Here is a 24941-nt window from a genome sequence, read left to right on the forward strand (position 1 = left end):
TTATTGCTGCATCGACCATAACTAGCCGGATCCCTCACGGGCGGCGGAAAGGGCTTCGGGCAGGGCCGCGGCAAAGGCGGCGATCTGTGCGTCGGTGCCGCAACTGACGCGGATGCAGCGGTCTTGCGGCGCGACAAAAGGCATACGTACAAATATGCCGCGCGTGATCAGGGCGTCCAAAACCGCGCGGGCGAACGCCCCATCTGCGCCGCAGTCGATGGTGACAAAATTCGTGGCAGATGGCAGGGGAGAGAGCCCGTTTTCGCGGGCGATATCGTTGATCTTTTCGCGAGCGTCAGTGACGTTGGTGCGCACAGTATCAAGCCAGCCTTTGTCCTGTATCGCGGCGAGTGCGCCCGCCTGACTGATCCGTGACATCCCGAAATGATTGCGTACCTTGTTGAAGGCGCTGATGATTTCGGCCTGTCCAATGGCGTACCCAACCCGCGCGCCCGCCATGCCATGGGCCTTGGAAAAGGTGCGCATCCTGATGACCTGCGGCGCGTTGATGTCGATATCCGGCGCGGTCCCCGGCGGGGCGAGGTCGATATAGGCTTCGTCCAGTACAAGCAGACAGCCATCAGGCACGTTGTCTATCATGTGCGAGATCGTTTGCGCGTCATGCCAACTGCCCATGGGGTTGTCGGGATTGGCGATATAGATCAGTTTTGCGTTTGTTTCCTGTGCCTTGGCGATCAGAGCGTCCGGGTCTTCATGGTCGTTCTTGTAGGGAACGGTGTGCAGCGTGCCGCCGAAACCAGCCACGTGATAGTTAAAGGTCGGGTACGCCCCGGCAGAGGTGACGACCGCATCACCGGAGGTGACGAACAGGCGCACAACAAGGCCGAGCAGGGTGTCGATCCCTTCACCTATCTGGATATTTTCTGCTGGAATATCATGATGTTGTGCCAGCGCTTGCCGTAGATCATGGCTTTCCGGATCGGCATACATCCAGACCTCGCCAGCGGCTTTTTGCATGGCAGCGATCGCCTTGGGTGATGGTCCAAAAGCGGATTCGTTGGCGCCCAGCCGGGCGATGAACGGGCGACCGGTGGCGCGTTCCTGCGCCTCTGGCCCGACAAATGGGACTGATGCAGGCAGGGTCGCGGCGAGCGGGGTGAGTTGCGGCGTTTTCATGGGCGCAGATAAGCGCGGGGTTGAATTGCGCGCAACCGTTCATATATGAGAATCGTTCGCAACTATGCGTTTCGAGCACGGCGAAACGTGGATGGAGGCCCCGATGAAGATCAGTCGACGCGGATTTTTAGCCAGTTCCGGGGCCGCCCTGACGGCACGCAGCCTGCCGCAGATCGCGGCAAAAACTGGCGGTCGGCGCATTTTGACATTGGTTTATGACAAGGCGGCCGGTGCGATGCGCGCGGTCGAGCGTGTTGTCCGCTAAATTGGTAAAGGGCGGCTTAATCTGCCGCCCCGGTATCAGCCGATTTCCTGCAACCGTGTGATTGCGGCCTTCAATTCAGTTTCTTCGTTTTCACGCAGCGCCAGGTTTTCACGGGCTTCTGCCACAACCTCATCAGGCGCGGACTCCACGAATTTTGGATTGTTCAGACGCCCCCGCAACCCGCCGATTTCCTTGCCCAGCTTCTGCAGTGTCTTTTCCAGACGCGCGATTTCTTCTTTGACATCAATAAGATCGGCCAAAGGTATACCAAAGGTGCCGCCGTCCATAGGGATGGTGACGCAGCCTTTGGGGAAGCTGTCGACATGGGTCAGGCTTTCCACACGGGCGAGTTTCTGGATCATGGCCTGATTGTTGTCCCAGGCGGCCTGCCCCTTTGCATCCAGCCCGGTGACCAGCAACGCAACCTTTGCCCCGGCGGGGACGTGGACCTGAGCGCGGGCGGAGCGGATATTGTCGATCAGGTCGATCACCCAATTCATCTCGTGATCGGCGTTTTCGTCAACAAGATCAATGGCTTGATAGGTGGGCCAATCAATGTGGACCAGCATTTTTTCACGGCTTCCCAGCGTCTGCCACAGCTCTTCGGTGATGAAGGGCATGATGGGGTGCAGCATGATCATGCATTGATCCAGAACCCATGCCATCGTCGCCTGTGTATCGGATTTTTCCGTTTCATTTCCGTCCAGTAGCATCGGTTTGGACAGTTCCACATACCAGTCGCAGACCTTGCCCCAGACAAAGGCATAAAGCGCATTGGCGGCGTCGTTGAAACGGTAGGTTTCCATGGCCCCATTGACGGTTTCGAGTGTCTTTGCCGTCTCGCCCACGATCCATTTGTTGACCGTAAATTGGGCGTCGGATTTGCGTCGGACTTGCGTCGGCAAAGCGTCGAACCCCAACGCGCGGTTTGCGAAGACTTCGTTCATTTCCGCAAAGCGGCAGGCGTTCCAGAGTTTCGTGCCGAAATTGCGGTAGCCTTTGATCCGGTCTTCGCTGATTTTCAGCACGCCCCCGAGGGCGGCCATGGCGGCGTTGGACATGCGCAGCGCGTCGGCCCCGTATTCGTCGATCATGTCGAGCGGGTCGATGACATTGCCGCGCGTCTTGGACATCTTCTGCCCTTTTTCATCGCGCAGCAGTTGGTGCAGGTAGACGGTGTGGAACGGCTCCTTGCCCAGGATCGCTTCGGACATCATCATCATCCGGGCGACCCAGAAGAACAGGATGTCCTGCCCGGTGATCAGCACGTCACCGGGGAAGTATTTCATGGCTGGGTCGTCCGCGGGCCAGCCGAGCGTGCCGAAAGGCCAGAGGCCGGAGGAGAACCAGGTGTCCAGGACGTCGGGGTCGCGCCGCGCGTGAACCTTGACCATTTCACCATCTATGTAATCGACGCCTCCAGCCATTGAAGGAGTGCGATGTCCGCTTGCAGTCTGTTCTTCGATTTCAAAATCGACTGCTACAGAGCAACCATATAACTCTTGGATTTGAGCAGTTGCAGCTGCCATGTTTTCAGCGCAAATCGCAACTGTGCGCGGGCCAGACCATCCCGATTTGAGTTTTTCAACCAAGGCATCCGCGCTTGCGTAGTGCTTTGCATCTTCAGGATGAAAGACATACCACACAGGGATCTGGTGTCCCCACCAGAGTTGGCGCGAGATGCACCAGGGTTCGATGTTTTCCAGCCAGTGGTAAAAGACCTTTTCGCCGCTCTCGGGCATGATCTTGACCCGTCCTTCGCGGACCGAGTTCAGCGCGGGGCCGACGATCTTGGCGCTGTCCACGAACCATTGATCGGTCAGCATCGGTTCGATCACGACCTTTGAACGGTCGCCAAAGGGCTGCATGATTTTCTTCGCTTCGACGAAGGGGATGTGCGTCGGTTCGTCATTGGCACCGTCATCATCGCGTGGGTTATCACCCACCCTACCATCCGTAGGGTGGGTGGAACCCACGCGCGGATTGGGGATCATAACGGCATTGCCTTCTGCCGTGATGTCGGCAACCACCCTCTTGCGCGCCTCGAACCGGTCAAGCCCGCGATATGCGTCGGGGACCAGGTTAATCGCGGCGATCATGTTTTCATCGAAATCCTGTTCGCCGCTGGCGATGGCCAGAGCAGTGGCCGCTTCTTCGGCATAAGGCTTCCCATCCGCCCGCATGGCCCCCTTCGTGTCCATCAGGTTGTACATCGGGATATTGCCGCGTTTGGCGACTTCGTAGTCATTGAAGTCATGCGCGCCGGTGATCTTGACCGCACCGGACCCGAAATCGGGGTCGGGGTAGGGGTCGGTGATGATCGGGATCAGACGGCGGTGCTCCTTGGGGCCGACCGGAATTTCGCAAAGCTTGCCGACGATGGGGGCGTAGCGCGCATCCTTGGGGTTCACGGCAACGGCGCCATCGCCCAGCATGGTTTCGGGCCGGGTCGTGGCGATGGAGATATAGTCGCGGGTCTCGCGTAAGGTGACGTTGCCGTCCTCGTCCTTCTCGACGTATTCGTAAGTTCCCCCACCGGCGAGCGGGTATTTGAAGTGCCACATGTGGCCCTCGACTTCGATATTCTCGACCTCGAGGTCGGAAATCGCGGTTTCGAAATGCGGGTCCCAGTTGACCAGCCGCTTGCCGCGATAGATCAGCCCGTCATTGTACATCTGCACAAAGACTTTGAGTACGGCGTCGTGGAAGTTGCCGGGCTTTTCGGTGGCAGGCGCGCTGCTCGCGCCCGACATGGTAAAGGCGGAACGCTCCCAATCCATGCTGTCGCCCAAACGGCGGGCCTGCTGTTCGATCACGCCGCCCTTTTCGGCCTTCCACGCCCAGACCTTGGCGATGAATTCATCGCGGGGCATTTCGGACCGTTTGCGATTTTCACCATCCTCGGCCATCTGTTTTTCGACCATCAGCTGGGTTGCGATGCCCGCATGATCCAGCCCCGGCTGCCAGAGCGTGTCGTAGCCCTGCATCCGTTTCCAGCGGATCAGCATGTCCATCAGGGTGTGGTTGAATGCATGGCCGACATGCAGATGCCCTGTGACATTGGGGGGCGGTAGCTGGATGCAGAAGGTTTCATCGCGCGATGCATTTGCGCCTGCTTTGAACGCGCCTGCGTCTTCCCACATCTTGTAGATGCGGGCTTCTGCCTCGGCTGCGTTGAATGTCTTTTCCATGGCCATGGTCACGTTCCCGTTCGGTTTGGGGTCAGATAGCCGAGGGGGGCGGTAAGGAAAAGGGTTTGTGATACGGCAAAGGGGGTTCTAGTTTGTTTCAGAAGGACGCAAGGGAATTTGAACTATGGCGGGCGTGCCACCGGAGCATGATTTGACCGAGCCGCGTTCTTGGTTTTCGCTGTTTCGTGCCAAGGGCGGGGTGCTGGTGATCATCGCGGGGGCGTTTTGCCTTCTCATGACCCTGATCAGCGTGAATGGCTACCGCAACGCGATCCAGTTTGAGCGGACGGGCGTGACGATCGTGGCTGAGGCTGTGGATCGTCGGATCAGAAGCGACTCCGACGGGGCTGATGACTACTATGTCACCTACCGCTACATCGTCGATGACGTCACCTACCAGAAGAACCGTAAGGTTTCGCATGGCCAGTATAGTCTTGCCCGACCCGGCAGCACGCACACGATCCGCTATCTGCCGCATCGCCCCGAGAAATTCGAAACCTACGTCGGTGAGGCTCGCGATGATGCGCAGGGCTTTCAGATGATTGCCGGTTTTGCGGGCGTTGGGGGTTTGATCGGCCTGTGGTTTTACGGCAATCGGACCAATCGCTTCGTGCTGACCCGAAAATACGGATATCGGAGCGTTGCAACGATCGAAGCGATTACCGAAACCAAGAATTCCGGTCGCCCCTCGGGTCGGGGCTATCTGGTATGGCGCACGGAGGGCGGCATGCGCGGCGAGAGCCTGATGCACCCAATTGGCAAGCTGCGGGCGATTGGTATCGGTACCCGGATCAATGTCTATATCCGCAAAGATCATAGCGTATGGGAGGGGGATGTTGGCCCGCAGAAGCTGTCGGACAGTCAGCTTCCCAAGGTGGGACGGGGAGCCCCGAATTGAGCGTAAAGCCTGCATCATCGCTGACGCAGGCCTGTACTTGTGGCGATTGATGTCTCGCTTCGAACGTCTTTTTTGAAATATGTCGTCGTTTTATGGCCGCGCGAGGTGCCAGTTGCCGCCAACGCCATCGCCGGTTGTGTCGCCGGGGGCGCGGTCGTTGACCCACAGGTAGAGCGGCTGACCGTCATACGCCCATTGCTTGGTCCCGTCCTGACGGGTGATTGTCGTGAATTTGCCCGTCTCGTCGGCGTCTGCAGCCGCGTAGAGAGGTGGCCAGTTCTGCGCACAGCCGCCGTTGCAGGCCGAGGACGTGGCGGTGTCAGGATCGAAGGTATAAAGGCTCATCCCGTTGGCGTCGGTCAGGATGCCGTTAGTTTCGGCTGCAGGGGCCGTCGCATGGCCGCCGGCATAGGCGTCACAGGCGCTCAGGCCGACGACGAGGGATAGGGCGATAAGTGAGAGTTTCATAATGGTGGCTCCGTCATTCTGTTTGGTTTGCTGCCGGTTTGCTTGCCGGTCATAAGGGTTACGGCTGGCCCCGGAATCTTATTCTCATCTTTTTTGATTTTTTTCGGGTCGGGTCGCATATGGACAAACCTGACTGTCGGTCTAGGGTGATGTCTGGCAGTAAATCAGGGAGCCAGCGCATGGAAAAATTCGGCAAAAGCCAGTCCGTCAAACGGGTTGAGGATGTGCGGCTTTTGACAGGGCATGGGCGCTATGTGGACGACATTGCGCCTGTGGACGCGTTACATGCTTATTTCCTGCGCGCGTCGGTTGCGCACGGTGAGATCACGGGTCTCGATCTTGAGGATGCCCGCGAGATGCCGGGTGTGCATCTGATCGTGACGGTCGCGGATCTTGAGGCGGCTGGCGTTGATATTGCGCTGGCCGGATCCACGGTCAAGAACCGTGACGGGTCGCGCGGTGCTGCCCCTTTGCGTCCGATGTTGGCCAAGGACCGGGTTCGCCATGTGGGTGAGGCTGTGGCGATGATCGTGGCTGACAGCGTGTTGGCCGCCAAGGATGCCGCTGAGATGATCGGGTTGGAGATCGACGATCTGCCCGTTCATGTCGATCTTACCGTTGGCGGTGATGCGATTCATGCCGAGGCGCCCGATAACCTCGCCTTTGACTGGGGCATGGGGGATGAAGCGGGAACCGAGGCTGCGATTGCAGCCGCTGCCCATGTGGTCAAGGTTGATGTGTTTGATAACCGGGTAATCGTGAACTCCATGGAGGCCCGGGGTTGTTTTGCAGAGGTGGTTGATGGCCGTCTGCATGTGTCCTTTGGTGGGCAGGGTGTGTGGGGCATGAAAGCCGATCTGGCCCGGCAACTTCAGATGGACCCCGACGATGTGCGTGTGACCAACCCCGATGTGGGTGGTGGTTTCGGCATGAAGGCCATGCGCTATCCCGAGTATTTCTGCGTTGCCCATGCGGCCCGTGTGCTGGGTCGGCCGGTCCGCTGGATGTCTGAACGGACCGAGGCGATGCTGACGGATAATGCGGGCCGTGATCTGACCACGACCGCGACACTTGCGTTTGATGCGAACTATCGGATCACGGCATATCACCTTGATACGATTGCGAATATGGGGGCCTATAATTCGCAGTTTGCCCAGGCCATCCAGACCGATCTGTTTTCCAAGGTGCTGATGGGGACCTATGATGTGCAGACCGCCTATATGCGCACGCGCGGCATCTTTACCAATACCACACCAGTTGATGCCTATCGTGGGGCCGGGCGGCCGGAGGCGATTTTTGTGCTGGAACGTGTAATGGATGAAGCGGCGCGGCAGCTGGATGTCGATGCTTGGACGCTGCGCGAAAAGAACTTCATCGTGCCCGCCAAATTTCCATACACAACCGTGTCGGGTGTTACCTATGACGTGGGCGATTTCATGCAGGTGTTAAACAGCGTGGCCCGCGAGGCAGATCGCGATGGTTTTGCGGCGCGCAAGGCGGCCTCGGTTGCGGCGGGTAAGCTGCGCGGCCAGGGCCTGTGCTATTATATCGAGAGTATTCTGGGCGATCCGGCGGAAACGACGAAAGTCGATTTTGTAGTGGGTGGCGCGAAAATCTATGTCGGCACCCAGTCGAACGGACAGGGGCATGAAACGGTTTATGCCCAGTTTCTGGCGGATCAGACGGGTATCCCAGCAGATCAGATCGAGGTGATTCAGGGCGACAGCGACCAGATTGCGACCGGTGGTGGCACCGGCGGGTCCCGGTCTGTCACGGTGCAGAACACAGCCACGCTGGCCACGGTCGATGTCATTCTGGAATGCTTTGGCGTGTTTCTGGCGGAGCGTGAGGGGGTTGATGCCTCAGCCGTCAGTTTTGACGATGAACGTTTCCGGATTGCCGGATCGAACCTGACGCCCACCATGCTGGAGGTTGCCGATATGGCACGTGAGGCTGGCCGCGATGATTTGCTAAGCCAGTCTGCCAGTATCCGGCTGGACAATCGCAGCTTTCCGAACGGTGCCCATGTGGCCGAGGTCGAAATTGACCCCGATACCGGCGTTGTCACGGTCGACCGCTATACCGTCGTTGATGATTTCGGCAATCTGATCAACCCGATGCTTGCCGAGGGCCAGGTACATGGTGGTGTGGCGCAAGGGATCGGGCAGGCCCTGACCGAACGGGTGGTGTTTGACGAGGATGGTCAACTGCTCACGGCGAGTTTTATGGACTATAGCATGCCCCGCGCCGATGATATTCCCATGATCGGATTTTCGACAGAATGCACCCCATCGCTGTATAATCCGATGGGGATGAAAGGCTGCGGCGAGGCGGGCACCGTGGGTGCGCTGGCTGCCGTCAGCAATGCGGTGATCGATGCCCTGTGGGATGTCGGCGTGCGCCAAATGGATATGCCGTTCACACCGCACAGGGTCTGGCAGGCGATCGAAACAGCGAAGGGTGACAGTGCAGCTGCGTGACTGGTTCTTTGGTCTTTTCGGGCGCCGGGCGCGTACCGAAGAAGGCGGAATACGCCACCGGGGCAAAGCGACCCATGTGGTTATTCTGGATGGAACCATGTCATCGCTGGCACCAGGGCGCGAGACCAATGCCGGCATTACCTTCAAACTGCTGCGTGAAGTCAGCCAAAGGGCGAACCTGACGGTTCATTACGAAGCAGGGATTCAGTGGCGTGACTGGTCGGGCACATTGGGTGTGATGACCGGGAAAGGTATCAACCGCCAGATCGAACGCGCCTACGGCGTTGTCGCGTCGCGGTATCGGCTGGGCGATGAGATTATCCTGATCGGCTATTCCCGTGGTGCCTATGCCGTGCGGTCGCTGGCGGGTGTCATTGACCTGGTGGGGTTGGTCAAGGCGGACTGCGCCACCGTACGCGCGGTCAGGCAGGCCTATCGCCATTATCGGACGGGTGCGCGCGGGCCAGTTGCGCAGAAGTTCAGGGAACTTTATTGCCATGATGATGTCCAGATCGAGGCTGTGGCGGTCTGGGACACGGTCAAGGCGCTGGGGCTGCGCCTGCCGATTGTCTGGCGCTGGGCGCAAGCGCAGCATGATTTTCACAACCATTCGCTCGGCGGTCATGTTCGCCACGGCTTTCACGCGCTGGGCATGGATGAACGCCGCGAGGCGTATGCGCCTGTGATGTGGGCCTGCCCGCCGGGCTGGAAAGGTCATATGGAGCAGGTCTGGTTCAAGGGAAACCATGGCGATGTGGGTGGACAGGTGGGGGATTACCCGTGGGCGCGCCCACTTGCCAACATTCCTTTGGTTTGGATGCTGGAAAAGCTCGAGGCGTGCAATGTGCCCTTGCCAGACGGATGGCGCGACCGGTTCGAACAGGATGTGGAGGCGCGGTCTATGGGCAACTGGCGAGGCTGGTCGAAGATATTTCTCTCACGGCGCCGCCGGATCATCGGGCGTGACATGTCCGAGAGTATTCATGAAAGCCTGAGGGGCGAGACAGACGAAACTCCCGTGAAAGAGGGCCTGGTTGAAGAGGTCAGAGGTTAGGCGAATTTCGGATGTCCGAACCGAAGTGGCAATCTCATGATCGCCGCTTCGCTGTGACCATCGGACTGCTATCTGGCGAATGACCGCAGCACGGTGCAGAGTTCTACCCCAGGATCCGCATTCTCGGGATCGACGTGGATGTGGCTAAAATATGCGCCAGCGGCATCCGAGGACTTTGCCTCTTCGAAAACGGCATCTGCATGGGCGCGGCTTTGCCAGAGGATCACATCGACAAATGTGCCGTCTTCTTTGCGAACAAAGTCGCGCCGGATGAAGCCATCCTGCTTGTCGAGAAACGCTTTCTGAAAGGTGTCGGAAGCGGCGAGCAAGTCAGATTCTGCGCTCGTCGGCTTTATTTTGAAGGGGGCGAGTTCAAGTACTGTGTCATTCATTTTTCATGTCTCCTGAATGGTTGGTTAAGTCGTCTTCGAATCTCTAGGATAAAATATGTCGTTTTCTGGCATATTTTATGCGAAGGTCGTCTGATGCAGATATTGACCCGTCTGGAGCGCCTTGATCGGCTGGAGAGTTGGCTGAAATCCGATGACCCACTTATCTTGCGTGATGCGGCGACAGAATTGGGCGTGTCGCTGCGCACGATCCATCGCGATCTGGAGCTTTTGCGAGAGCGTGGTGTGCCCGTGGAAAGTGAGCGCGGTCGTGGCGGTGGCGTGCGCGTGTCGTCAGGCTGGGGGATTGGGCGCATTACCTTGTCCCGTCAAGAGGTGCTGGATCTTTTGGTTGGCCTTGCGATTGGCGAGGTCACGCATGGAGCCCTGCAGATGGGGCATGCTGACGCGGTACGCCGCAAGCTGATGGGGACGTTTTCGCATGTTGAACAGCGCCGGATTGCCGCAATGCGCAAACGGATCAGGGTGGGCGCGCGAGCATCAACCGCGATGTTTGCCAGTTTGGCCGAGATGGCGCGTCAGGTTGGCGATGAAATCAAGGAAGCGTTTGCACTGAACCGTTTGCTGAGCGTTCAGTATTGTGATCAGCAAGGCAGGCGCACAAAACGCCGGATCGAACTGCACTTTCTCGTTCTGAATCCACCTGTTTGGTATGCGGTTTGCTGGGACCATCTGCGTGCTGACATGCGCGCGTTTCGGTGTGACAGAATTGAGAATGCGACCGTTACAGAGACGGCGTTTACACCCCGCTCCTGGGCCGATTTTGCGCATACGATGGATGGTAATCCGACCCGTGAGGTCTAGCGAGGTTATCCGGCCACCTTCATGATCAGACAAGTGGTGGAGCCTGTTGCGTAAAGCTTTCCATCGGCGACGCCACGGATTTCCCCGTGGGCGACGCCTGTAGTGCGACCTGTATGGTCTGTGGTGCCGATTGCCACGATTTCGGTGCCGAGTGGGATCGCGCGGGTCAGGTTCACCTTGTATTCGAGGGTCGTGTAGACAGACCCCTTTGGTACTGTGGTCATGATCGCGCAGGCCATGCAACTGTCCAGCAGTGTGCCATACCAGCCGCCGTGTACCCCGCCCATGGGGTTGGTGTGTTCGAAAGTGGGTGTGCCGCGGAAAATGACCTTGCCGGGTTCGACGGTATCAAGGGTGTAGTTCAGCTGTGTCGCGATAGGCGGCCCTGCAATCTCGCCCCGCAGGATGGCGCGCATAAAATCCAGACCCGAGAGCGACAGGATCGTCTCGCGGTCTGGCAGTTGATCGAGGGAGGTGGCGGTGAACATGGGGTGCTCCGGGTCCTTGAATTGGCCCGAAGCTGCGGTTTTAGGCGACGTTTTGCAACCGGACTTTTGGCGTCACGCCGAGCGCATGACAGACGTCGCGGGTCAGTTCAGGACGGTTGAGCGTGTAGAAATGCAGGTGGTCAACGCCGCCTTGCAGCAATTCGTCGCACAGTTCGGTCGCGATGGCCGTTGCCAGCAGTTCTGTGGTGCCGTCGCGGGTGGCGTGATAAAAGGCGTCTTCGATCACTTGCGGGATGTGGGTGCCACATTGCGCCGCGAATTTGCGTGTGCCGTTCCAGTTTTCAATAGGCAGGATGCCGGGAATGATCGGCGCGTCGATGCCCGCCTTCGCACAGGCATCGCGGAAGCGGAAAAAGGCGTCGGCCTCAAAAAAGAATTGTGTGATGGCAGAGGTCGCACCGGCGTCGATCTTGCGTTTGAGGAAGGCGATATCAGCGGCCTGATCGGCGGCTTCAGGGTGCTTTTCAGGATAGGCGCCAACGCGGATGTTGAATTTGCCGTTGTCTGACAGCGCCTCGATCAGTTCGATAGAGCTGGCGAAACCGTCAGGGTGGGGCGTGAACTTGTCCGACCCTTTGGGCGCATCGCCACGCAGGGCGACGATATCTGTCACGCCTTCGTCAGCGTAGCCATTTGCGATCTCCAGCGTTTCAGAACGGGTTGCGTCCACGCAGGTGAGGTGCGCGGCCACATTCAGCCCGCTGGTGCGGTGAATTGTGCCCACGGCCTCGTGCGTGAGTTTGCGGGTTGTTCCGCCTGCACCATAGGTGACGGACACGAAAGATGGATCAAGCGGCGCCAATGTGTTCACGCAATCCCACAGCCGGAATGAGCCTTCGAGTGACTTGGGCGGAAAGAATTCGAAAGAAACGGATGGGACGGGCATGGCAGACCTCTCTCTTGATTTGCTTTTGTCGCACCTCTATTGAGTTGAGGCAATTTCATAAACTTCAGCACGATCATGAGGCCAACTCACATATGCATATTGAGTTCCGACATCTGCGAACAATCAAGGCGATCCATGACACGGGCGGGTTGGCCCGTGCCGCCGATCAGTTGAACATCACGCAATCCGCACTCAGCCATCAGATCAAGGGGATCGAGGATCAGGCGGGCGTTGAGCTCTTTGTGCGCCGGTCCAAGCCGCTGAAACTGTCGGCGGCGGGGATGAAGATGCTGGCGGCGGCAGAAGAGATTTTGCCGCGGGTCACCGCCCTCGAAACCGAGTTTTCCGGGCTGATTGCTGGCAGTGCGGGGCGGCTGCATATCGCCATTGAGTGTCATGCCTGTTTTGAGTGGTTGTTCCCGGTGCTGGAGCAGTTCCGCAAAGCCTGGCCAGAGGTCGATGTGGATATCCGCCCGGGGCTGGCCTTTGATGCCTTGCCTGCCTTGCGCAAGGAAGAGGTTGATCTCGTGGTCTCTTCCGATCCCGAGGAGTTGCCGGAAACCGATTTCACCCCGCTTTTCGATTATGAGCCGGTGTTTGTGGCCGCGGCCTCACATCCGCTGGCGGCCAAAGAGGTGATCGAGGCTGAGGATTTTCGCGGTGAGACGCTGATCACCTATCCGGTAGATCGCGCCCGGCTTGATGTGTTTTCGCAATTGCTGACCCCGGCCAAGGTCGAACCGGCGGCCATCAGGCAGGTAGAATTGACGGCTGTGATCCTGTTGCTGGTCGCGTCAAACCGCGGTGTTGCCGTGTTGCCGGATTGGGTCGTGCGGCAGGTCCGGTACAGCTCCGATTATGTGACCCGCCCGCTGACCGCGAAGGGGATCACCCGCAGGCTTTATGCCGCGACCCGGGCCGAAGATACCGCGCGCCCATTCATGGCACATCTGATCCGCCTTGCCCGGCAGGAAGCGGTCAAATTACAGCGCGGCTAGGCGACACCGCGCCGTTTCGCGGCCTCGATCGTGTGCATGGCATTTCCGACCGTCAGCCGCAGCTGCGTTTCGGAAAATGGCATGGCTGCCCCGAAATAGTGGCCCTGGATGTATTTGCACCCCATGTCGCGTAAAAGGTCGAGTTGCTTTCTGCGTTCGACACCTTCGGCGATGACCTGCACGCCCAGACCGTCGCCGATGGTCAGAAACCCGTTGATCAGGACCGTGGCCGAGGGATCAACACCTAGGTCACTGACAAAGGCTGTATCGAGTTTGAGTTCATCAAATTCCAATTCCCGCAGGTGCTGGAACGACGCAAAGCCGGTACCAAAATCATCAAGCGAGATCCGGACACCGGCGCGCCGGAATGCGGCGATGGATTTCTGAATGATCTCGGCCGAGCGGGCGATAAAAATGTCTTCGGTAATCTCAAAGGTCAGGTGATGGCGCAAATGCGGGTAGCGGCCGATCAGATCAAAAAGCTCCTGTCGCCCTGACAGGGTGGCCAGTGTCACCTCGGGCAGGTTGATGGATACCTGACCAGGGTCCAGCCCATCGCGCACGAGCGCATCGATATCGTCAAGCACCCGCGTGGCAGTATGGATCATGAATTCGCCCTGCAGCGCGAGTTCATTGATCATCGGGATGAAGTTGCCAGGAAAGAGCAGGCCCCGTTGCGGATGCTGCCAGCGCGACAACGCCTCAAACCCCATGATGCGCCCGGTTTCGATACAGACCTTGGGCTGATAATAGGGCATGATTTCGCCCTTCTGCATGGCGGCCAGCAGAATGTTGCGATCTTCCAGTGTTGCGCGCACCGGAAATGCATCCTTGTCGAAAATGACCGCGTTGTTGTCGGGTTCGTCCTTGGCCAGATACATGGCCTGATCGGCGCCAGACAACAGGTCAGCCGGTGTCGTGATATCGCGCCCCTGCTGGGCAATACCGACGCTGGCCCCGACGGTCAGTGTCTTTTGTTCAAACGGGATCGGTCGGCCGACGATCTGCGCGATCCGGTTGCCGAATGCCAGTGCATCGTCAATATTGCCGATATCGTTGCGGGCGACGGCGAATTCATCCCCACCAAGACGGGCCGCCTTGCCGCCGCAACTGCGCGCCAGATCGCGCAGCCTTTCTGCGATTGCACGCAAGACTGCATCCCCCGCCTTGTGGCTGTAGCTGTCGTTGATCGGTTTGAAACCATCCAGATCAATCAGGAATACGGTGACCCCGCGTTTGAATTTTGAGTCGGTCATCTGCCGGTTGAGAAATTCATCGAACGCCCGCCTGTTCATTAAGTCGGTCAGGCTGTCGTTGCGCGACAGGTGTTCCAATTCGGCCAGTCTGGTGTTCGCCTCTTTCCGGGCGCGGGTCAGCGCATCATGCGTGTCTTTCTGACGGACCATGGTCGTGAAGGTGTTGACGATGTAGACGACCATCAGGCCGACAGCGACCAGCCAATGCGTTTGCGTCGCAGCGAATGCCGGGTTTTGCGACAGGATCCAGAGCATCAGAAACACCGTGGCGAAGGCTGGGGTCATCTGCGTCCAATTGTAGAAGGGGAGCAGTCCGAACGTATTGGTGACGTGAACGAAAATCCCAAATGCCCAAAGATAACCCGCCAGCACCATGGGCAAACTGTCGCTTTGCGAAAGAATGATGGAAAATGACAGGAATGGCAGCATGGACCCCCAGTTGACGAGGAAGACAGCGACCGCCGTTTTCATGCCAAGGGGCTTGTCAAATTGCCCGGCACGCTTGTTCAGCGGATAGGCGAGGATTTCGAGCACGATAATACAGGCACCGGCAATCAGCGCTTGTTCAAGAAAGCCCGCATACATGCACACGCAAACGATGAGTGCCGCCGTGGCCACACGTTTCGACACATCACGGCCAGAGATATGCCCGGTGATCTGTGTCTGGTGCAGAAACTGTTCGGTCAGGTTGCGGCGCATGCTGGTTGGGAGACCTCCTGGCGATCTTATCGCCAAATCCCCCCAATAACTCGTTAAGTCCGGCGCCCATCGCAGTGTATGGTTAAAAGGGTGTTGCCCCTTGTTCCGCGTCTGTCTTGCGCCTATACGCCCGGCTTGTCCGAATAGTGGAGACCAAGATGGCTGGCAGCGCGAACCTGAATGTGATGATGAAGACCGCCCGCAAGGCCGGGCGCGCGCTGCTCAAGGATTTCGGCGAGGTCGAAAACCTGCAGGTCAGCACCAAGGGACCGGGTGATTTTGTCAGCCGGGCCGACAAGGCGGCAGAGGCGCTGATCAAGGAAGAACTGATGCGTGCCCGCCCGACCTATGGGTTTCTGGGTGAGGAAGGCGCCGAGATTGATGGCGATGACCCCACCCGCCGCTGGATCGTTGACCCCCTGGATGGGACGACAAATTTCCTGCATGGCCTGCCCCATTGGGCGGTATCCATCGCCCTTGAACACAAAGGGCAGGTCGTTGCCGGTGTGATTTATGACCCCACCAAGGATGAGATGTTTTATGCCGAAAAAGGTGGCGGTGCCTGGATGAATGAAAGCCGCCTGCGCGTGTCGGGTCGCCACCGGCTGATCGAGAGCATTTTTGCGACCGGGCTGCCCTTTGCAGGCCGGGCCGATCTGCCCGAAACCCTGCAGGATCTGGCCCGTATCCTGCCTGCTTGCGCAGGTGTGCGCCGGTTCGGGGCAGCCGCCCTTGATTTGGCTTACGTGGCCGCTGGCCGGTATGACGGGTTTTGGGAGCGGGGCCTGCATGCCTGGGACATCGCGGCTGGTGTCGTGATCGTCCGCGAGGCGGGTGGCATTATCGAACCGCTACAGCCAGGCGCTGACCTGCTGGCTGACGGTCACCTGATTTGCGCGAACGAACCGGTTTTTGAGAGCTTTGCCAAAGTGATCCGTAAGGCCTAGCGCCGCCGTACCCGCGGAATGCTGCTGCGGCCATACCGTGCCTCCGGATGGTCCGGGTGCCCGTCGGTCCGTTCCCAGAATGCTGTACCGCCCAGCCGCAGCCAAAGCGGCAGTGCCGCGATCGCGCCAATGACAAATCCACCTGCATGCGCCCAATAGGCGACGCCGCCGCCGGATACGTCGGTGTTGAACCCGTTGAATAACTGCAGCGCAAACCACAACCCCAGCATGATCCAGGCTGGGATCGGGAAGATGCGAAAGAAGACGACGAAAAAGAGAAAGACATCGACCCGCGCTTTTGGGAACAGCAAGAGATATCCGCCCATCACACCCGCAATCGCGCCGGAGGCACCGACTGTCGGCACTGGCGACAGCGGTTCGGTTGCAAACTGCGCCAGGCTCGCCCCCACGCCGCAGAGCAGGTAGAAGGCGAGAAACGGGACATGGCCCATCTTGTCTTCCAGATTATCCCCGAAAATCCACAAAAACAGCATGTTACCGGCCAGATGCATAATGCCGGCGTGCAGGAAGATGGATGTCACGAGAGATGAATAGTTTTCGCCCTGCGACAAGAGGAGAGGGATCATCGCGTAGTCAAAATAGAGTTGATTGAGCGCCTGATCGGTCTGGTAGAGGACCAGGCCGATCAGATAGACGCCCACATTCAGCACAATCAGGGCGTAGGTGACATAGGGCACCCGTTCGGATGGGTTATGGTCGCGGATCGGAAACATGCCGCGACCGTCACCGATGCGGCCCGCGGCGTCAAGCGCCGGCGTTTGCGACCTCTGCCAGCAGGGCGGCGTTGCCACCTGCCGCTGTGGTGTCGATGCAGACATGCCGTTCATGCAGCACATGGGCGGCATCAGGCATCCCCGTGATCAGGGCAATGATTGGGCCGTCCCGCCCTGACAGGGCGGTTTCGATCGCCCGCCCGGTATCGGTATCGCCCCACCAGATCACGCCGCCCAAGGGTGCAAGTGTTTTCAGGTCATCCGGCCTGACCTCCCCCTCGGGGCTGATGCCGGTCCCGCCAAAAGCGGCGACCGCGGCGATCTGATCCTGTGCCGCTTCGGCACCGGGTCCCATGCACAGGATCGGCCCGCGCGGGTGCGCGCTGTGACGGTTGGATTCGCCTGTGGGGCCGGGCAGGTCGGTCGGCGACTGATGGTTGGTCACCTTGGTGTCCGCAAGGCGTTTCTGCAGTGATTTGAGATTGGCGGCACTGGCCCAGAAACCTGATGCCTCACGTGCCGGGTGGGCGACAAAGCGGGGCAGATAATGCGGGCCGCCCGCCTTTGGCCCGGTCCCCGAAAGTCCTTCACCGCCAAAGGGTTGGCTGCCCACAACCGCGCCGATCTGGTCGCGGTTGACATAGATATTTCCGGCCTCGATCCGTTCGACAACCGATTGCACCCGATCATCAATCCGGGTGTGCAACCCAAAGGTCAGCCCATAGCCGGTGGCGTTGATCGCATTGATCACGTCATCAAGCTGGTGCGATTTGAACGTTGCTACATGCAGGACCGGGCCAAAGATTTCCCGTGTCATATCGGCAATACCGCTGATCCGGATCGCCGTTGGCGCAATGAAATGACCGTCGGTTGGCGCCTTGATCTGGTGGATGATCCGTCCGTCAGACCCGGCTGTGGCGATGTGATCGGCGATGGTCTTGTGCGCTGCGGCGTCAATCACCGGGCCAAGGTCCGTGGACAGGTGCCACGGGTCGCCCACGGTCAGTTCATCCATCGCCCCTTTGAGCATTTTCAACAGTTTGTCGGCGATGTCTTCCTGCACGTAAAGGCAACGTAAGGCTGAACAACGTTGCCCGGCAGAGCGGAACGCCCCGTTGATGATATCGCGCACGGCATGTTCCGGCAGGGCCGTGCTGTCCACGATCATCGCGTTCAGCCCGCCGGTTTCGGCGATCAGCGGGGTGCCCGGTGCGCAGTTCGCGGCCATGCTGGCCCGGATTTTCAGGGCCGTGGCGGTTGACCCGGTGAAGGCCACACCATTGATGCGCGCATCAGCGGTCAAGGCGGCCCCGACATCACCACCGCCGGGCAGTAGTTGCAGGGCGGATGGGGGCACACCGGCTGCATGCAACAGCGCGACCGCACGGGTTGCGATCAGGGGTGTCTGTTCTGCCGGTTTGGCCAGAACCGCATTGCCCGCGGCTAGCGCCGCAGCGATCTGTCCGGTGAAGATGGCAAGTGGAAAGTTCCATGGGCTGATGCAGGTCCAGATGCCGCGCGAGGTTGCGCCCTCTTTCGCCTGTGCCGCGTAGTAACGCAGGAAATCGACAGCTTCGCGCAATTCGGCGACCGCGTCGGGCATCCCCTTGCCTGCCTCGCGCGACAGGATCGCGAATAGCTCAGCGGCATTCGCTTCATACGCATCAGCCGCTGCGTTCAGCACCGCCGCCCGTGTTGCGACGTCAGATTGCCAGGGCATGGCGACCTGCAACGCTGTTGCAATATCCTTCGGTGTTGCCGTTTGGGCTGTGCCAACCGTGTCATCTGGTCGGGCCGGGTTGATCACGTCATGGGTTGGCCCGTCGCTGAGGTCGCCTGCCAGTAACGGGGTTCCGTTCCAGCTATGCGTGAGGAACGGGCCCCTGCCTTCGTCGATGTGTTGGAGCGTCGGTGTGTGGGTCAGGTCCCAACCTTTTGAATTGATCCGTTCCGGCTGGAAGATATCAGGCCCCTTGGGCAGATCAGGCCCGCGTCCGATGTCATCAAACGGGCAAGCTGCCACGACCTCGGGTGGCACATCCTCATCTACAATCTGGTTGACGAAGCTGGAATTGGCCCCGTTTTCCAGCAGGCGGCGGACCAGATAGGCCAACAGGTCCTCATGCGCGCCGACGGGTGCGTAAATGCGGCAGCGCGTCTTTTCGGATTGCAGGATCATTGTGTGCAATGTCTCGCCCATGCCGTGCAGGCGCTGGAATTCGAAATCCTGTGCGCTGCGGTCCATGGTATTTGCCATATCCAGCACGGCGGCAACCGTATGGGCGTTGTGCGTGGCGAATTGTGGGTAAATGCGGTCGGTCAGCCCGAGCAGTTTGCGGGCATTGGCGATGTAGCTGATATCTGTGTGCTGTTTGGCGGTGAAGACAGGGAAGCCGTTGATGCCCTGGACCTGCGCGCGCTTGATCTCGGCGTCCCAATAGGCGCCTTTGACAAGCCGGACCATGATCTTGCGGTCCAGCCGCGTGGCCAGATCATGCAGGTGATCAATTACCAGCGGCGCGCGCTGGCCATAGGCCTGCACGACGATGCCGAACCCGTCCCACCCGGCAAGAGCCGGTTCGGAAAGTACGGCCTCGATCACATCGAGAGAGAGTGAAAGACGGTCTGCTTCCTCAGCGTCGATGTTGAACCCCATACCGGCGGACTTCGCGAGCAGCGCCAGCGAACGGACGCGCGGTACCAGCTCGTTCATGACCCGTGCGCGTTGCGCTTCCTCATAGCGGGCATGCAAGGCTGAGAGTTTGACCGAAATACCGGGGTTTTCGGCGACGCTGTCATGGGTGCAGTGTTCGGCGATGGCGCTGATGGCGCGGGAATAGGACAGGTGGTAGCCGCGCGCGTCTACATCAGTGCGGGCAGCCTCGCCCAGCATGTCGTAGCTATATGTGAAACCCTTGGCCTGCATCCCCTCGGCGCGTTTCATGGCTTTCTGGATCGTTTCGCCCAAGACAAACTGGCGACCCATTTCCCGCATGGCGCGGGCGACAGCAGTTCGGATCACCGGCTCACCCAGCCGTTTGACAGCACTGCGCAGATGGCGCGTGATACCGGGCTTTTCATCATCCAGAACGCGGCCGGTCAGCATCAACGCCCATGTCGAGGCGTTGACCAGCGATGACGCGGAATGGCCCAGATGCTTGCCCCAGTCGGAAGGGGCGATCTTGTCTTCGATCAATTCGTCCATCGTGTCGGCATCGGGCACGCGCAGCAGTGCCTCAGCCAGACACATCAGCGCGATGCCTTCATCGGTGGACAGACCGTATTCTGCCAGAAACACCTCCATCAGGCCCGGTTCAGCGCTGGAGCGGATCTGGCGCACCAGATCGGCCGCGCGGGCGCTGATGCGGTCGCGATCAGCATCCGACAGGGACGCCACTTTCGCCAATGCGACGACCGCGACGGCTTCATCACTATACATGGTCTGATCAATCTGGTCGGACAAATTGCTGGTATCATCGCGCGGCATGGCGGCATCCTTTCGTTGATGGCCCATCATACCCTCTTGATTGCAGTCGTTTCGCCTCGTATTAAAGCAAAGTGCAGCCGATTGATCTAAAGAACGGGCAAAGACATGGCCGAAACGCTTTCCGATTTGGACACATTTGATCGCAAGATTCTCAACGTATTGTCGGTGGAGGGGCGTATCAGTGTCACGGAACTGGCCAGAAGGATCGGACTGTCCAAATCACCCACGCAGGCGCGGCTGAAACGGCTTGAGGAAAGTGGTGTGATCCGGGGCTATCGCGCCCTGTGCGACCCAATCCGGCTGGGCCGTGATCATATTGCCTTTGTCGAGGTGAAATTGTCGGATACGCGCGAGGCCGCACTGGCGGCTTTTGCCACAGCGGTCATGCGAGTGCCGGAGGTTGAACAATGCCATCTGATCGCCGGTGCGTTTGACTACCTTTTGAAGGTGCGCACATCCGGCATGACCGGCTACCGCGCTGTCTTGGCAGAGAGAATTTCGACGTTGCCACATGTGGCGAATACATCAACCTATGTGGCGATGCAGGCCATCAAGGAAGAAGGGCTGTCACCAATTCCCCCAACCACGCCCTCTTGACTTGACCCAAGCGGCGCGTGCCGCAGATAGTGAGGCATGAAATGGATGCTGCCGCTTTGTCTGATTGCCCCGCCTGTTTTCGCAGAGACCTGTCCGCCAGCCCCTGACCACAGTGTCAGACTGGCCGAAATTGTGGTCGGTTTGCAGGCCGCGCGTGGCGAAGGCGACGCCCGTGTTTTGACCCAAGAGCTTTGGACGTTATGGACGGACGCTCCCGACGCCCAGGCGCAGGCGCTGCTGGACGAGGGGATGCGCAAACGATCAAATCGCGATTTTCTGGGCGCGCGTGAAACCCTGGACCGTCTGGTGGAATACTGCCCCGACTATGCCGAGGGTTACAATCAGCGCGCCTTTGCCAGCTATCTGCGATACGATTTTGATGCAGCGCTGGGTGATCTTGAACGCGCGCTCCAGATCAACCCCACCCATATCGCGGCCTTGTCCGGCAAGGGGCTGACGCTGATGGGTCTGGGGCGCCATGAGGAGGCGCAAGAGGCATTACGTGCAGCGGTTGAAATGAACCCATGGCTTCAGGAGCGGTCATTGTTGGTGGAACCCATGGGCCAAGACATCTGATCACACCTTGCCCAGCGGCATTTGGCATCTTAGGAAGGACGTGTGCCCGCGTGGTGGAATGGTAGACACTGGAGACTTCAAAAACCCATTGTTTACAAAAATAGGGGTTTTTGGGCCAGAAATTACAATGCGGTTTCAATCAGATCGCGAAGAAGATGAAGCGGAGTGACTTATAAGTATGATCGGGGTGACATACAGGAGCCAAGGGAGGCATGTTTGAGAACAACGGTAGCCTTTCGCGCCTTTGTATGTGATATCCTGAAACGAAGAATGCGGACGTGGTGGAATCGGTAGACACAAGAGACTTAAGCCATGTTTTGAGTGCCTCGGAGGAAACTCCGGGAGTAGAACTGCTCAAATTCGGGGAAAGCTAACGGCCACGATCATGGCTCATGCCGATCCCGAGCCAAGCCGCTCGAGACCTGAGCTCGAATGGAAGGTGTAGAGACTAGACGGGCAGCACCTAAGACCGGGTAGCCGGTGATGGTGAAGGGATAGTCCAGACCACAAACGGCGTTGTTGCGTCGGCGGTGAAAACCGTAGCAGGTAAGAAAATCTCTCGATCGTATGATCGTGCGGGTTCAAGTCCCGCCGTCCGCACCATTCAAATCTTTCTTAACTTTATTGGAGAGCGTTTTCCTCGGAAGACAGAGTCGAAAGGTTCGAATCCTCTCGGGTGCGCCATTTCGAATTTAGCAGTTGAAACTTCCCTTAACAACTTGAAGGGTAAGGAAATATTTGGGGTTCGAACACCCTGATTTCGGCTATAGCGGATGGGCTCCGCAAAGGCCAATCGCAGCACCGTTTTCTGCCATGCGAAAGAACCGTTTTTCCAGATATTCCAAGGGTTTGATAGGAATCGCAGAGCGAGTTCGAACGACTCCTCCAGAGTGCCCAGCGGCTTGCCCCCTTTGACCATACGTTCTTCCAGAAAAATTTTGTCGGCTTCCAGCTTGGCAATGCGCTTCTCATAAGCTGCGATTACGCTGCATGTGCCAGATTCGACAATACGGTCGAGCAGCGCTTCGATTTGCTTTTCAATCTTGTGGATATCTTTCTTGAGCCCCTTAGAGGTCTCCACCGCTTGTGCGAGGCGGGCATTCTAAATGTCGCGGAACATGGCCTTTGCGAGCTGAAACAGCCCCTTGGAGGGTTCCAGCGCTTGCAGGAGGCCTTCGAAGTCTCCTTCGATCTGATCGCGCTTGATCGATTTGCGATAGCTGTCACAGCCCTTGGTTTTGCAAAGATAATAGGGATGTTTCTTGCCTGTCTTGCTGGTAGACCAGCAAGCCGTCAGCGCTTCACCACAATCATCGCACTGGACGAAACCACGAAGCGGGAAATCTGAACTGATGTCTTTGCGTGCCGGAGCCTTGGCAGTTGATACCAAGCGATCTTGAATCTTCTGGAACGTCGTGAAGTCAATCAGGCCGTCGTGATGTCCTTGGCGCATTGAGACGCCCCAATCGATATGTTCAATATAGCCGGAATATAGACATCGCGTCAGAATCTCATAGACGCGCTGGTTGCGCACCTCGCGCCCGTTCAGGTCTTTCGGGAAGGCGGGTTGGCTTTCCAAGAAGCGCTTGACCTCCACTTGCGTCTGGAAACGCCCACATGCGTAGCCCTCAAGCGCTTCCTGCAAGATCGCCGCAACGGGTTCATCGCGGACCAATACCTTGCCATGCCCAGCACTGGAGCGCTCATAGCGATAACCGATTGGTGCCTGAAAAGGCCAATACCCATTTTGAATGCGGGCGCGCATGCGGTTCTTTGTTTTCTCACCATTCTTTTGGCGTTGGTGCTGAGAGACCGATGCGAGCAGATTTTCGACGAGAATGGAATCCGAGTCCTCTCCAAACTCAATGGACGGGCTTTCAAGCAGACCGCCGGCATTGCTGATAGCTGAACGCAGCTTAAGATGCGCCTCCAGCCCACGAGCGAGACGCGTGATGTCGTCAATGATCAACACATGCGGCGACTTGCGATGCCTGCGCAGGAACGACAGCGCATCTTGCATGCCGGGGCGTGCATGGAACTTGCCGGACATATCGTCTTTGAAGACGGATACGACCTCGTATCCCTTGTACTTGGCAAACTCGCGGCAACGAGTTTCCTGCGAGTTCAAGCCGTCGCCGCGTGTGGTTTGCTTCGGGTCGGACACGCGGCAATAGATAATTGCCTTCGTGCCCGGACCGAGTTTTTGTTTGGTGTCTGATTGCATATCTACTCCTTATCTCGTGGCGGTGCGCGACTACGTATCATCACGGGCCGCATCAAATGCGTCTTGCAAGGTCTCAAGGTTTGGCTTGGGATCATTAGAATCCGTCTCGCCGCTTCGATCAACCTCATCAGTGAGTTGTCCACAGGCTTCTTGATCCATTGCTTGCTGTACGGGATGCACCCCGAAACCAAGATCAACAAAGGCGGTCATGATCGACCAGAGCGCCGTGATGATCTCGGCTTTTTGAGCATCCGATAGCGCGGGATCATCAAGATAGGCCTGATATTTGGCCACATCGATCTCTATGGATGGCGATGCGACTTGTTCCAACGCCTTTGAGAGTAGGCTTTCATCATTCATGGCAACACACTCCTTTCCGGCATCGCTTCTATGAAACGGTGCGGTTAGTTGTAGTGGTTCAGATGTGATCTGACAGTTGGCCGTTTTTCAGGCGGCGTCTGTCAGGTGAAGTTCAGTTCACGAACTTTTCCCGCCAGATTTCTTTCCCGTCGATCATAGTTTCGATGGGTGTTCTGCCGCAACACATTTTGCCCTGATGCGTGCGCTCGTGGTTGTATTGGTGCAGCCATTCATCCAGATCGGCCTGCAGCGCGTCGATGCTGTCATAGAGCTTCTTGCGGAACGCGACCTGGTAGAACTCCTGCAGGATCGTCTTGTGGAACCGCTCACAAATGCCGTTGGTCTGCGGCGATTTCACCTTAGTTTTCGTGTGATCGATATCGTTGATTGCCAGGAAGAGCTGGAAGTCGTGCTTGTCGACGCGACCGCAATACTCCGTACCCCGGTCGGTCATGATCCGCAGTACGGGCAGGTCGTGTTCTTCATGGAACGGGAGCACTTGGTCATTAAGCAGATCAGCCGCCGTGATCGGCGTCTTTGTGGTGTAGAGTTTGGCATGGGCCACCTTGCTGTATGTGTCGACATAGGTCTGCTGGTAGACCCGCCCGACGCCCTTGAGGGTGCCGACATAGAACGTGTCCTGGCTACCCAGATAGCCTGGGTGGGCGGTTTCGATCTCGCCGCAGGCCTCATCGTCGTACTTCTTCTTTTCAAGCGCCTGAACCTGGGCCTCGGTCAGGATCATGCCATCCTCGGCGACCTTGGCCTCCAACGCCTTGAGCCGCTTTTTGAAGTTGGCCAGATCGTGCCGCAGCCAGATCGACCGGACGCCTGATGGCGAGACGAAGACACCCAGCTTACGCAACTCGTTCGAAGTGCGGGCCTGGCCATAAGCCGGGAAATCAGTGGCGGATTTGATCACCGCGTCCTCGGTTGCCTGATCCACCCGGTTCGCAAGATT

General features: G+C 58.4%; 22 protein-coding genes. 9 read left to right on the plus strand and 13 right to left on the minus strand.

Annotated features, from left to right (window positions below):
- Positions 1 to 21: 21 nt before the first annotated feature.
- Entirely contained in the window at positions 22 to 1137 is a 1116-nt protein-coding gene (locus ACFWW2_RS23755; protein WP_393932579.1) for a pyridoxal phosphate-dependent aminotransferase, read from the minus strand.
- A 103-nt stretch (positions 1138 to 1240) separates the two neighbouring features.
- Here ACFWW2_RS23755 and ACFWW2_RS23760 point away from each other — a divergent pair, with 103 nt between their 5' ends.
- On the plus strand, positions 1241 to 1402 hold the full coding sequence (locus ACFWW2_RS23760; RefSeq protein ID WP_393932581.1) for a Tat pathway signal protein: 162 nt from the start codon (positions 1241 to 1243) through the stop codon (positions 1400 to 1402).
- A gap of 35 nt (positions 1403 to 1437) precedes the next feature.
- Here ACFWW2_RS23760 and ACFWW2_RS23765 read toward each other — a convergent pair whose 3' ends face one another.
- Positions 1438 to 4599, minus strand: coding sequence for a valine--tRNA ligase (locus tag ACFWW2_RS23765; protein ID WP_393932583.1), 3162 nt, complete (start codon positions 4597 to 4599; stop codon positions 1438 to 1440).
- A 118-nt stretch (positions 4600 to 4717) separates the two neighbouring features.
- Here ACFWW2_RS23765 and ACFWW2_RS23770 point away from each other — a divergent pair, with 118 nt between their 5' ends.
- Positions 4718 to 5491 carry a DUF3592 domain-containing protein gene (locus tag ACFWW2_RS23770; protein WP_393932585.1) on the plus strand — a complete coding sequence of 258 codons (774 nt, stop codon included), beginning with the start codon at positions 4718 to 4720 and terminating at the stop codon, positions 5489 to 5491.
- A gap of 90 nt (positions 5492 to 5581) precedes the next feature.
- Here the strand turns inward: ACFWW2_RS23770 and ACFWW2_RS23775 are convergent, their stop codons facing one another.
- Positions 5582 to 5959, minus strand: a complete 378-nt coding sequence (locus ACFWW2_RS23775; protein WP_393932587.1) for a hypothetical protein — start codon at positions 5957 to 5959, stop codon at positions 5582 to 5584.
- A gap of 179 nt (positions 5960 to 6138) precedes the next feature.
- Here ACFWW2_RS23775 and ACFWW2_RS23780 point away from each other — a divergent pair, with 179 nt between their 5' ends.
- Together ACFWW2_RS23780 and ACFWW2_RS23785 are read left to right on the plus strand one after the other, a co-directional pair.
- The gene (locus ACFWW2_RS23780) at positions 6139 to 8439 is read left to right on the plus strand and encodes a xanthine dehydrogenase family protein molybdopterin-binding subunit (RefSeq protein ID WP_393932589.1); all 2301 of its coding nucleotides are present in this window, start codon (positions 6139 to 6141) and stop codon (positions 8437 to 8439) included.
- Positions 8426 to 9493, plus strand: coding sequence for a DUF2235 domain-containing protein (locus ACFWW2_RS23785; RefSeq protein ID WP_393932625.1), 1068 nt, complete (start codon positions 8426 to 8428; stop codon positions 9491 to 9493). The genes ACFWW2_RS23780 and ACFWW2_RS23785 overlap by 14 nt, the downstream gene beginning before the upstream one ends.
- 68 nt (positions 9494 to 9561) lie before the next feature.
- Here ACFWW2_RS23785 and ACFWW2_RS23790 read toward each other — a convergent pair whose 3' ends face one another.
- The gene (locus ACFWW2_RS23790; protein WP_393932591.1) at positions 9562 to 9885 is read right to left on the minus strand and encodes a hypothetical protein; all 324 of its coding nucleotides are present in this window, start codon (positions 9883 to 9885) and stop codon (positions 9562 to 9564) included.
- Positions 9886 to 9978: 93 nt separating this feature from the next.
- On the opposite strand from ACFWW2_RS23790, the gene ACFWW2_RS23795 reads away from it, so the two are divergent.
- A complete protein-coding gene (locus ACFWW2_RS23795) occupies positions 9979 to 10707 on the plus strand; it encodes a helix-turn-helix transcriptional regulator (protein WP_393932593.1) in 729 nt (242 codons plus the stop codon).
- A 5-nt stretch (positions 10708 to 10712) separates the two neighbouring features.
- On the opposite strand, the gene ACFWW2_RS23800 is transcribed toward ACFWW2_RS23795, so the two are convergent.
- Together ACFWW2_RS23800 and metF are read right to left on the minus strand one after the other, a co-directional pair.
- Positions 10713 to 11195, minus strand: coding sequence for a PaaI family thioesterase (locus ACFWW2_RS23800; RefSeq protein WP_393932595.1), 483 nt, complete (start codon positions 11193 to 11195; stop codon positions 10713 to 10715).
- 40 nt (positions 11196 to 11235) lie between these two features.
- Complete coding sequence (gene metF, locus ACFWW2_RS23805; protein WP_393932597.1) at positions 11236 to 12102, minus strand: methylenetetrahydrofolate reductase [NAD(P)H]; 867 nt, start codon at positions 12100 to 12102, stop codon at positions 11236 to 11238.
- A gap of 92 nt (positions 12103 to 12194) precedes the next feature.
- On the opposite strand from metF, the gene ACFWW2_RS23810 reads away from it, so the two are divergent.
- Complete coding sequence (locus tag ACFWW2_RS23810) at positions 12195 to 13100, plus strand: LysR substrate-binding domain-containing protein (protein ID WP_393932599.1); 906 nt, start codon at positions 12195 to 12197, stop codon at positions 13098 to 13100.
- On the opposite strand, the gene ACFWW2_RS23815 is transcribed toward ACFWW2_RS23810, so the two are convergent.
- Positions 13097 to 15055 carry a putative bifunctional diguanylate cyclase/phosphodiesterase gene (locus tag ACFWW2_RS23815; protein ID WP_393932601.1) on the minus strand — a complete coding sequence of 653 codons (1959 nt, stop codon included), beginning with the start codon at positions 15053 to 15055 and terminating at the stop codon, positions 13097 to 13099. The two genes, ACFWW2_RS23810 and ACFWW2_RS23815, sit on opposite strands and share 4 nt — an antisense overlap.
- A gap of 158 nt (positions 15056 to 15213) precedes the next feature.
- Between ACFWW2_RS23815 and ACFWW2_RS23820 the strand changes: the two genes are divergently transcribed.
- Positions 15214 to 16002 carry an inositol monophosphatase family protein gene (locus tag ACFWW2_RS23820; RefSeq protein ID WP_393932603.1) on the plus strand — a complete coding sequence of 263 codons (789 nt, stop codon included), beginning with the start codon at positions 15214 to 15216 and terminating at the stop codon, positions 16000 to 16002.
- Here ACFWW2_RS23820 and ACFWW2_RS23825 read toward each other — a convergent pair.
- Positions 15999 to 16736 carry a rhomboid family intramembrane serine protease gene (locus ACFWW2_RS23825; RefSeq protein ID WP_393932605.1) on the minus strand — a complete coding sequence of 246 codons (738 nt, stop codon included), beginning with the start codon at positions 16734 to 16736 and terminating at the stop codon, positions 15999 to 16001. The genes ACFWW2_RS23820 and ACFWW2_RS23825 overlap by 4 nt on opposite strands.
- A 31-nt stretch (positions 16737 to 16767) precedes the next feature.
- Positions 16768 to 20223 carry a bifunctional proline dehydrogenase/L-glutamate gamma-semialdehyde dehydrogenase PutA gene (gene putA, locus ACFWW2_RS23830; RefSeq protein ID WP_393932607.1) on the minus strand — a complete coding sequence of 1152 codons (3456 nt, stop codon included), beginning with the start codon at positions 20221 to 20223 and terminating at the stop codon, positions 16768 to 16770.
- Between the two features lie 105 nt (positions 20224 to 20328).
- On the opposite strand from putA, the gene ACFWW2_RS23835 reads away from it, so the two are divergent.
- Together ACFWW2_RS23835 and ACFWW2_RS23840 are read left to right on the plus strand one after the other, a co-directional pair.
- Positions 20329 to 20820, plus strand: coding sequence for an Lrp/AsnC family transcriptional regulator (locus ACFWW2_RS23835; protein WP_393932609.1), 492 nt, complete (start codon positions 20329 to 20331; stop codon positions 20818 to 20820).
- Positions 20821 to 20856: 36 nt separating this feature from the next.
- On the plus strand, positions 20857 to 21396 hold the full coding sequence (locus ACFWW2_RS23840; protein WP_393932611.1) for a tetratricopeptide repeat protein: 540 nt from the start codon (positions 20857 to 20859) through the stop codon (positions 21394 to 21396).
- Between the two features lie 604 nt (positions 21397 to 22000).
- On the opposite strand, the gene ACFWW2_RS23845 is transcribed toward ACFWW2_RS23840, so the two are convergent.
- The 4 genes from ACFWW2_RS23845 to ACFWW2_RS23860 all read right to left on the minus strand — a co-directional run.
- Entirely contained in the window at positions 22001 to 22477 is a 477-nt protein-coding gene (locus ACFWW2_RS23845; RefSeq protein WP_393932613.1) for a hypothetical protein, read from the minus strand.
- Between the two features lie 21 nt (positions 22478 to 22498).
- A complete protein-coding gene (locus tag ACFWW2_RS23850) occupies positions 22499 to 23620 on the minus strand; it encodes a recombinase family protein (protein ID WP_393932615.1) in 1122 nt (373 codons plus the stop codon).
- Positions 23621 to 23650: 30 nt separating this feature from the next.
- Complete coding sequence (locus ACFWW2_RS23855; protein ID WP_393932617.1) at positions 23651 to 23980, minus strand: hypothetical protein; 330 nt, start codon at positions 23978 to 23980, stop codon at positions 23651 to 23653.
- Between the two features lie 112 nt (positions 23981 to 24092).
- The coding region (locus ACFWW2_RS23860; protein ID WP_393932619.1) for an IS481 family transposase at positions 24093 to 24941 on the minus strand (849 nt) is incomplete at its 5' end.

The sequence above is a fragment of the Yoonia sp. R2-816 genome, from assembly GCF_046762905.1.
In the GTDB taxonomy this organism is placed as follows: Bacteria; Pseudomonadota; Alphaproteobacteria; order Rhodobacterales; family Rhodobacteraceae; genus Yoonia.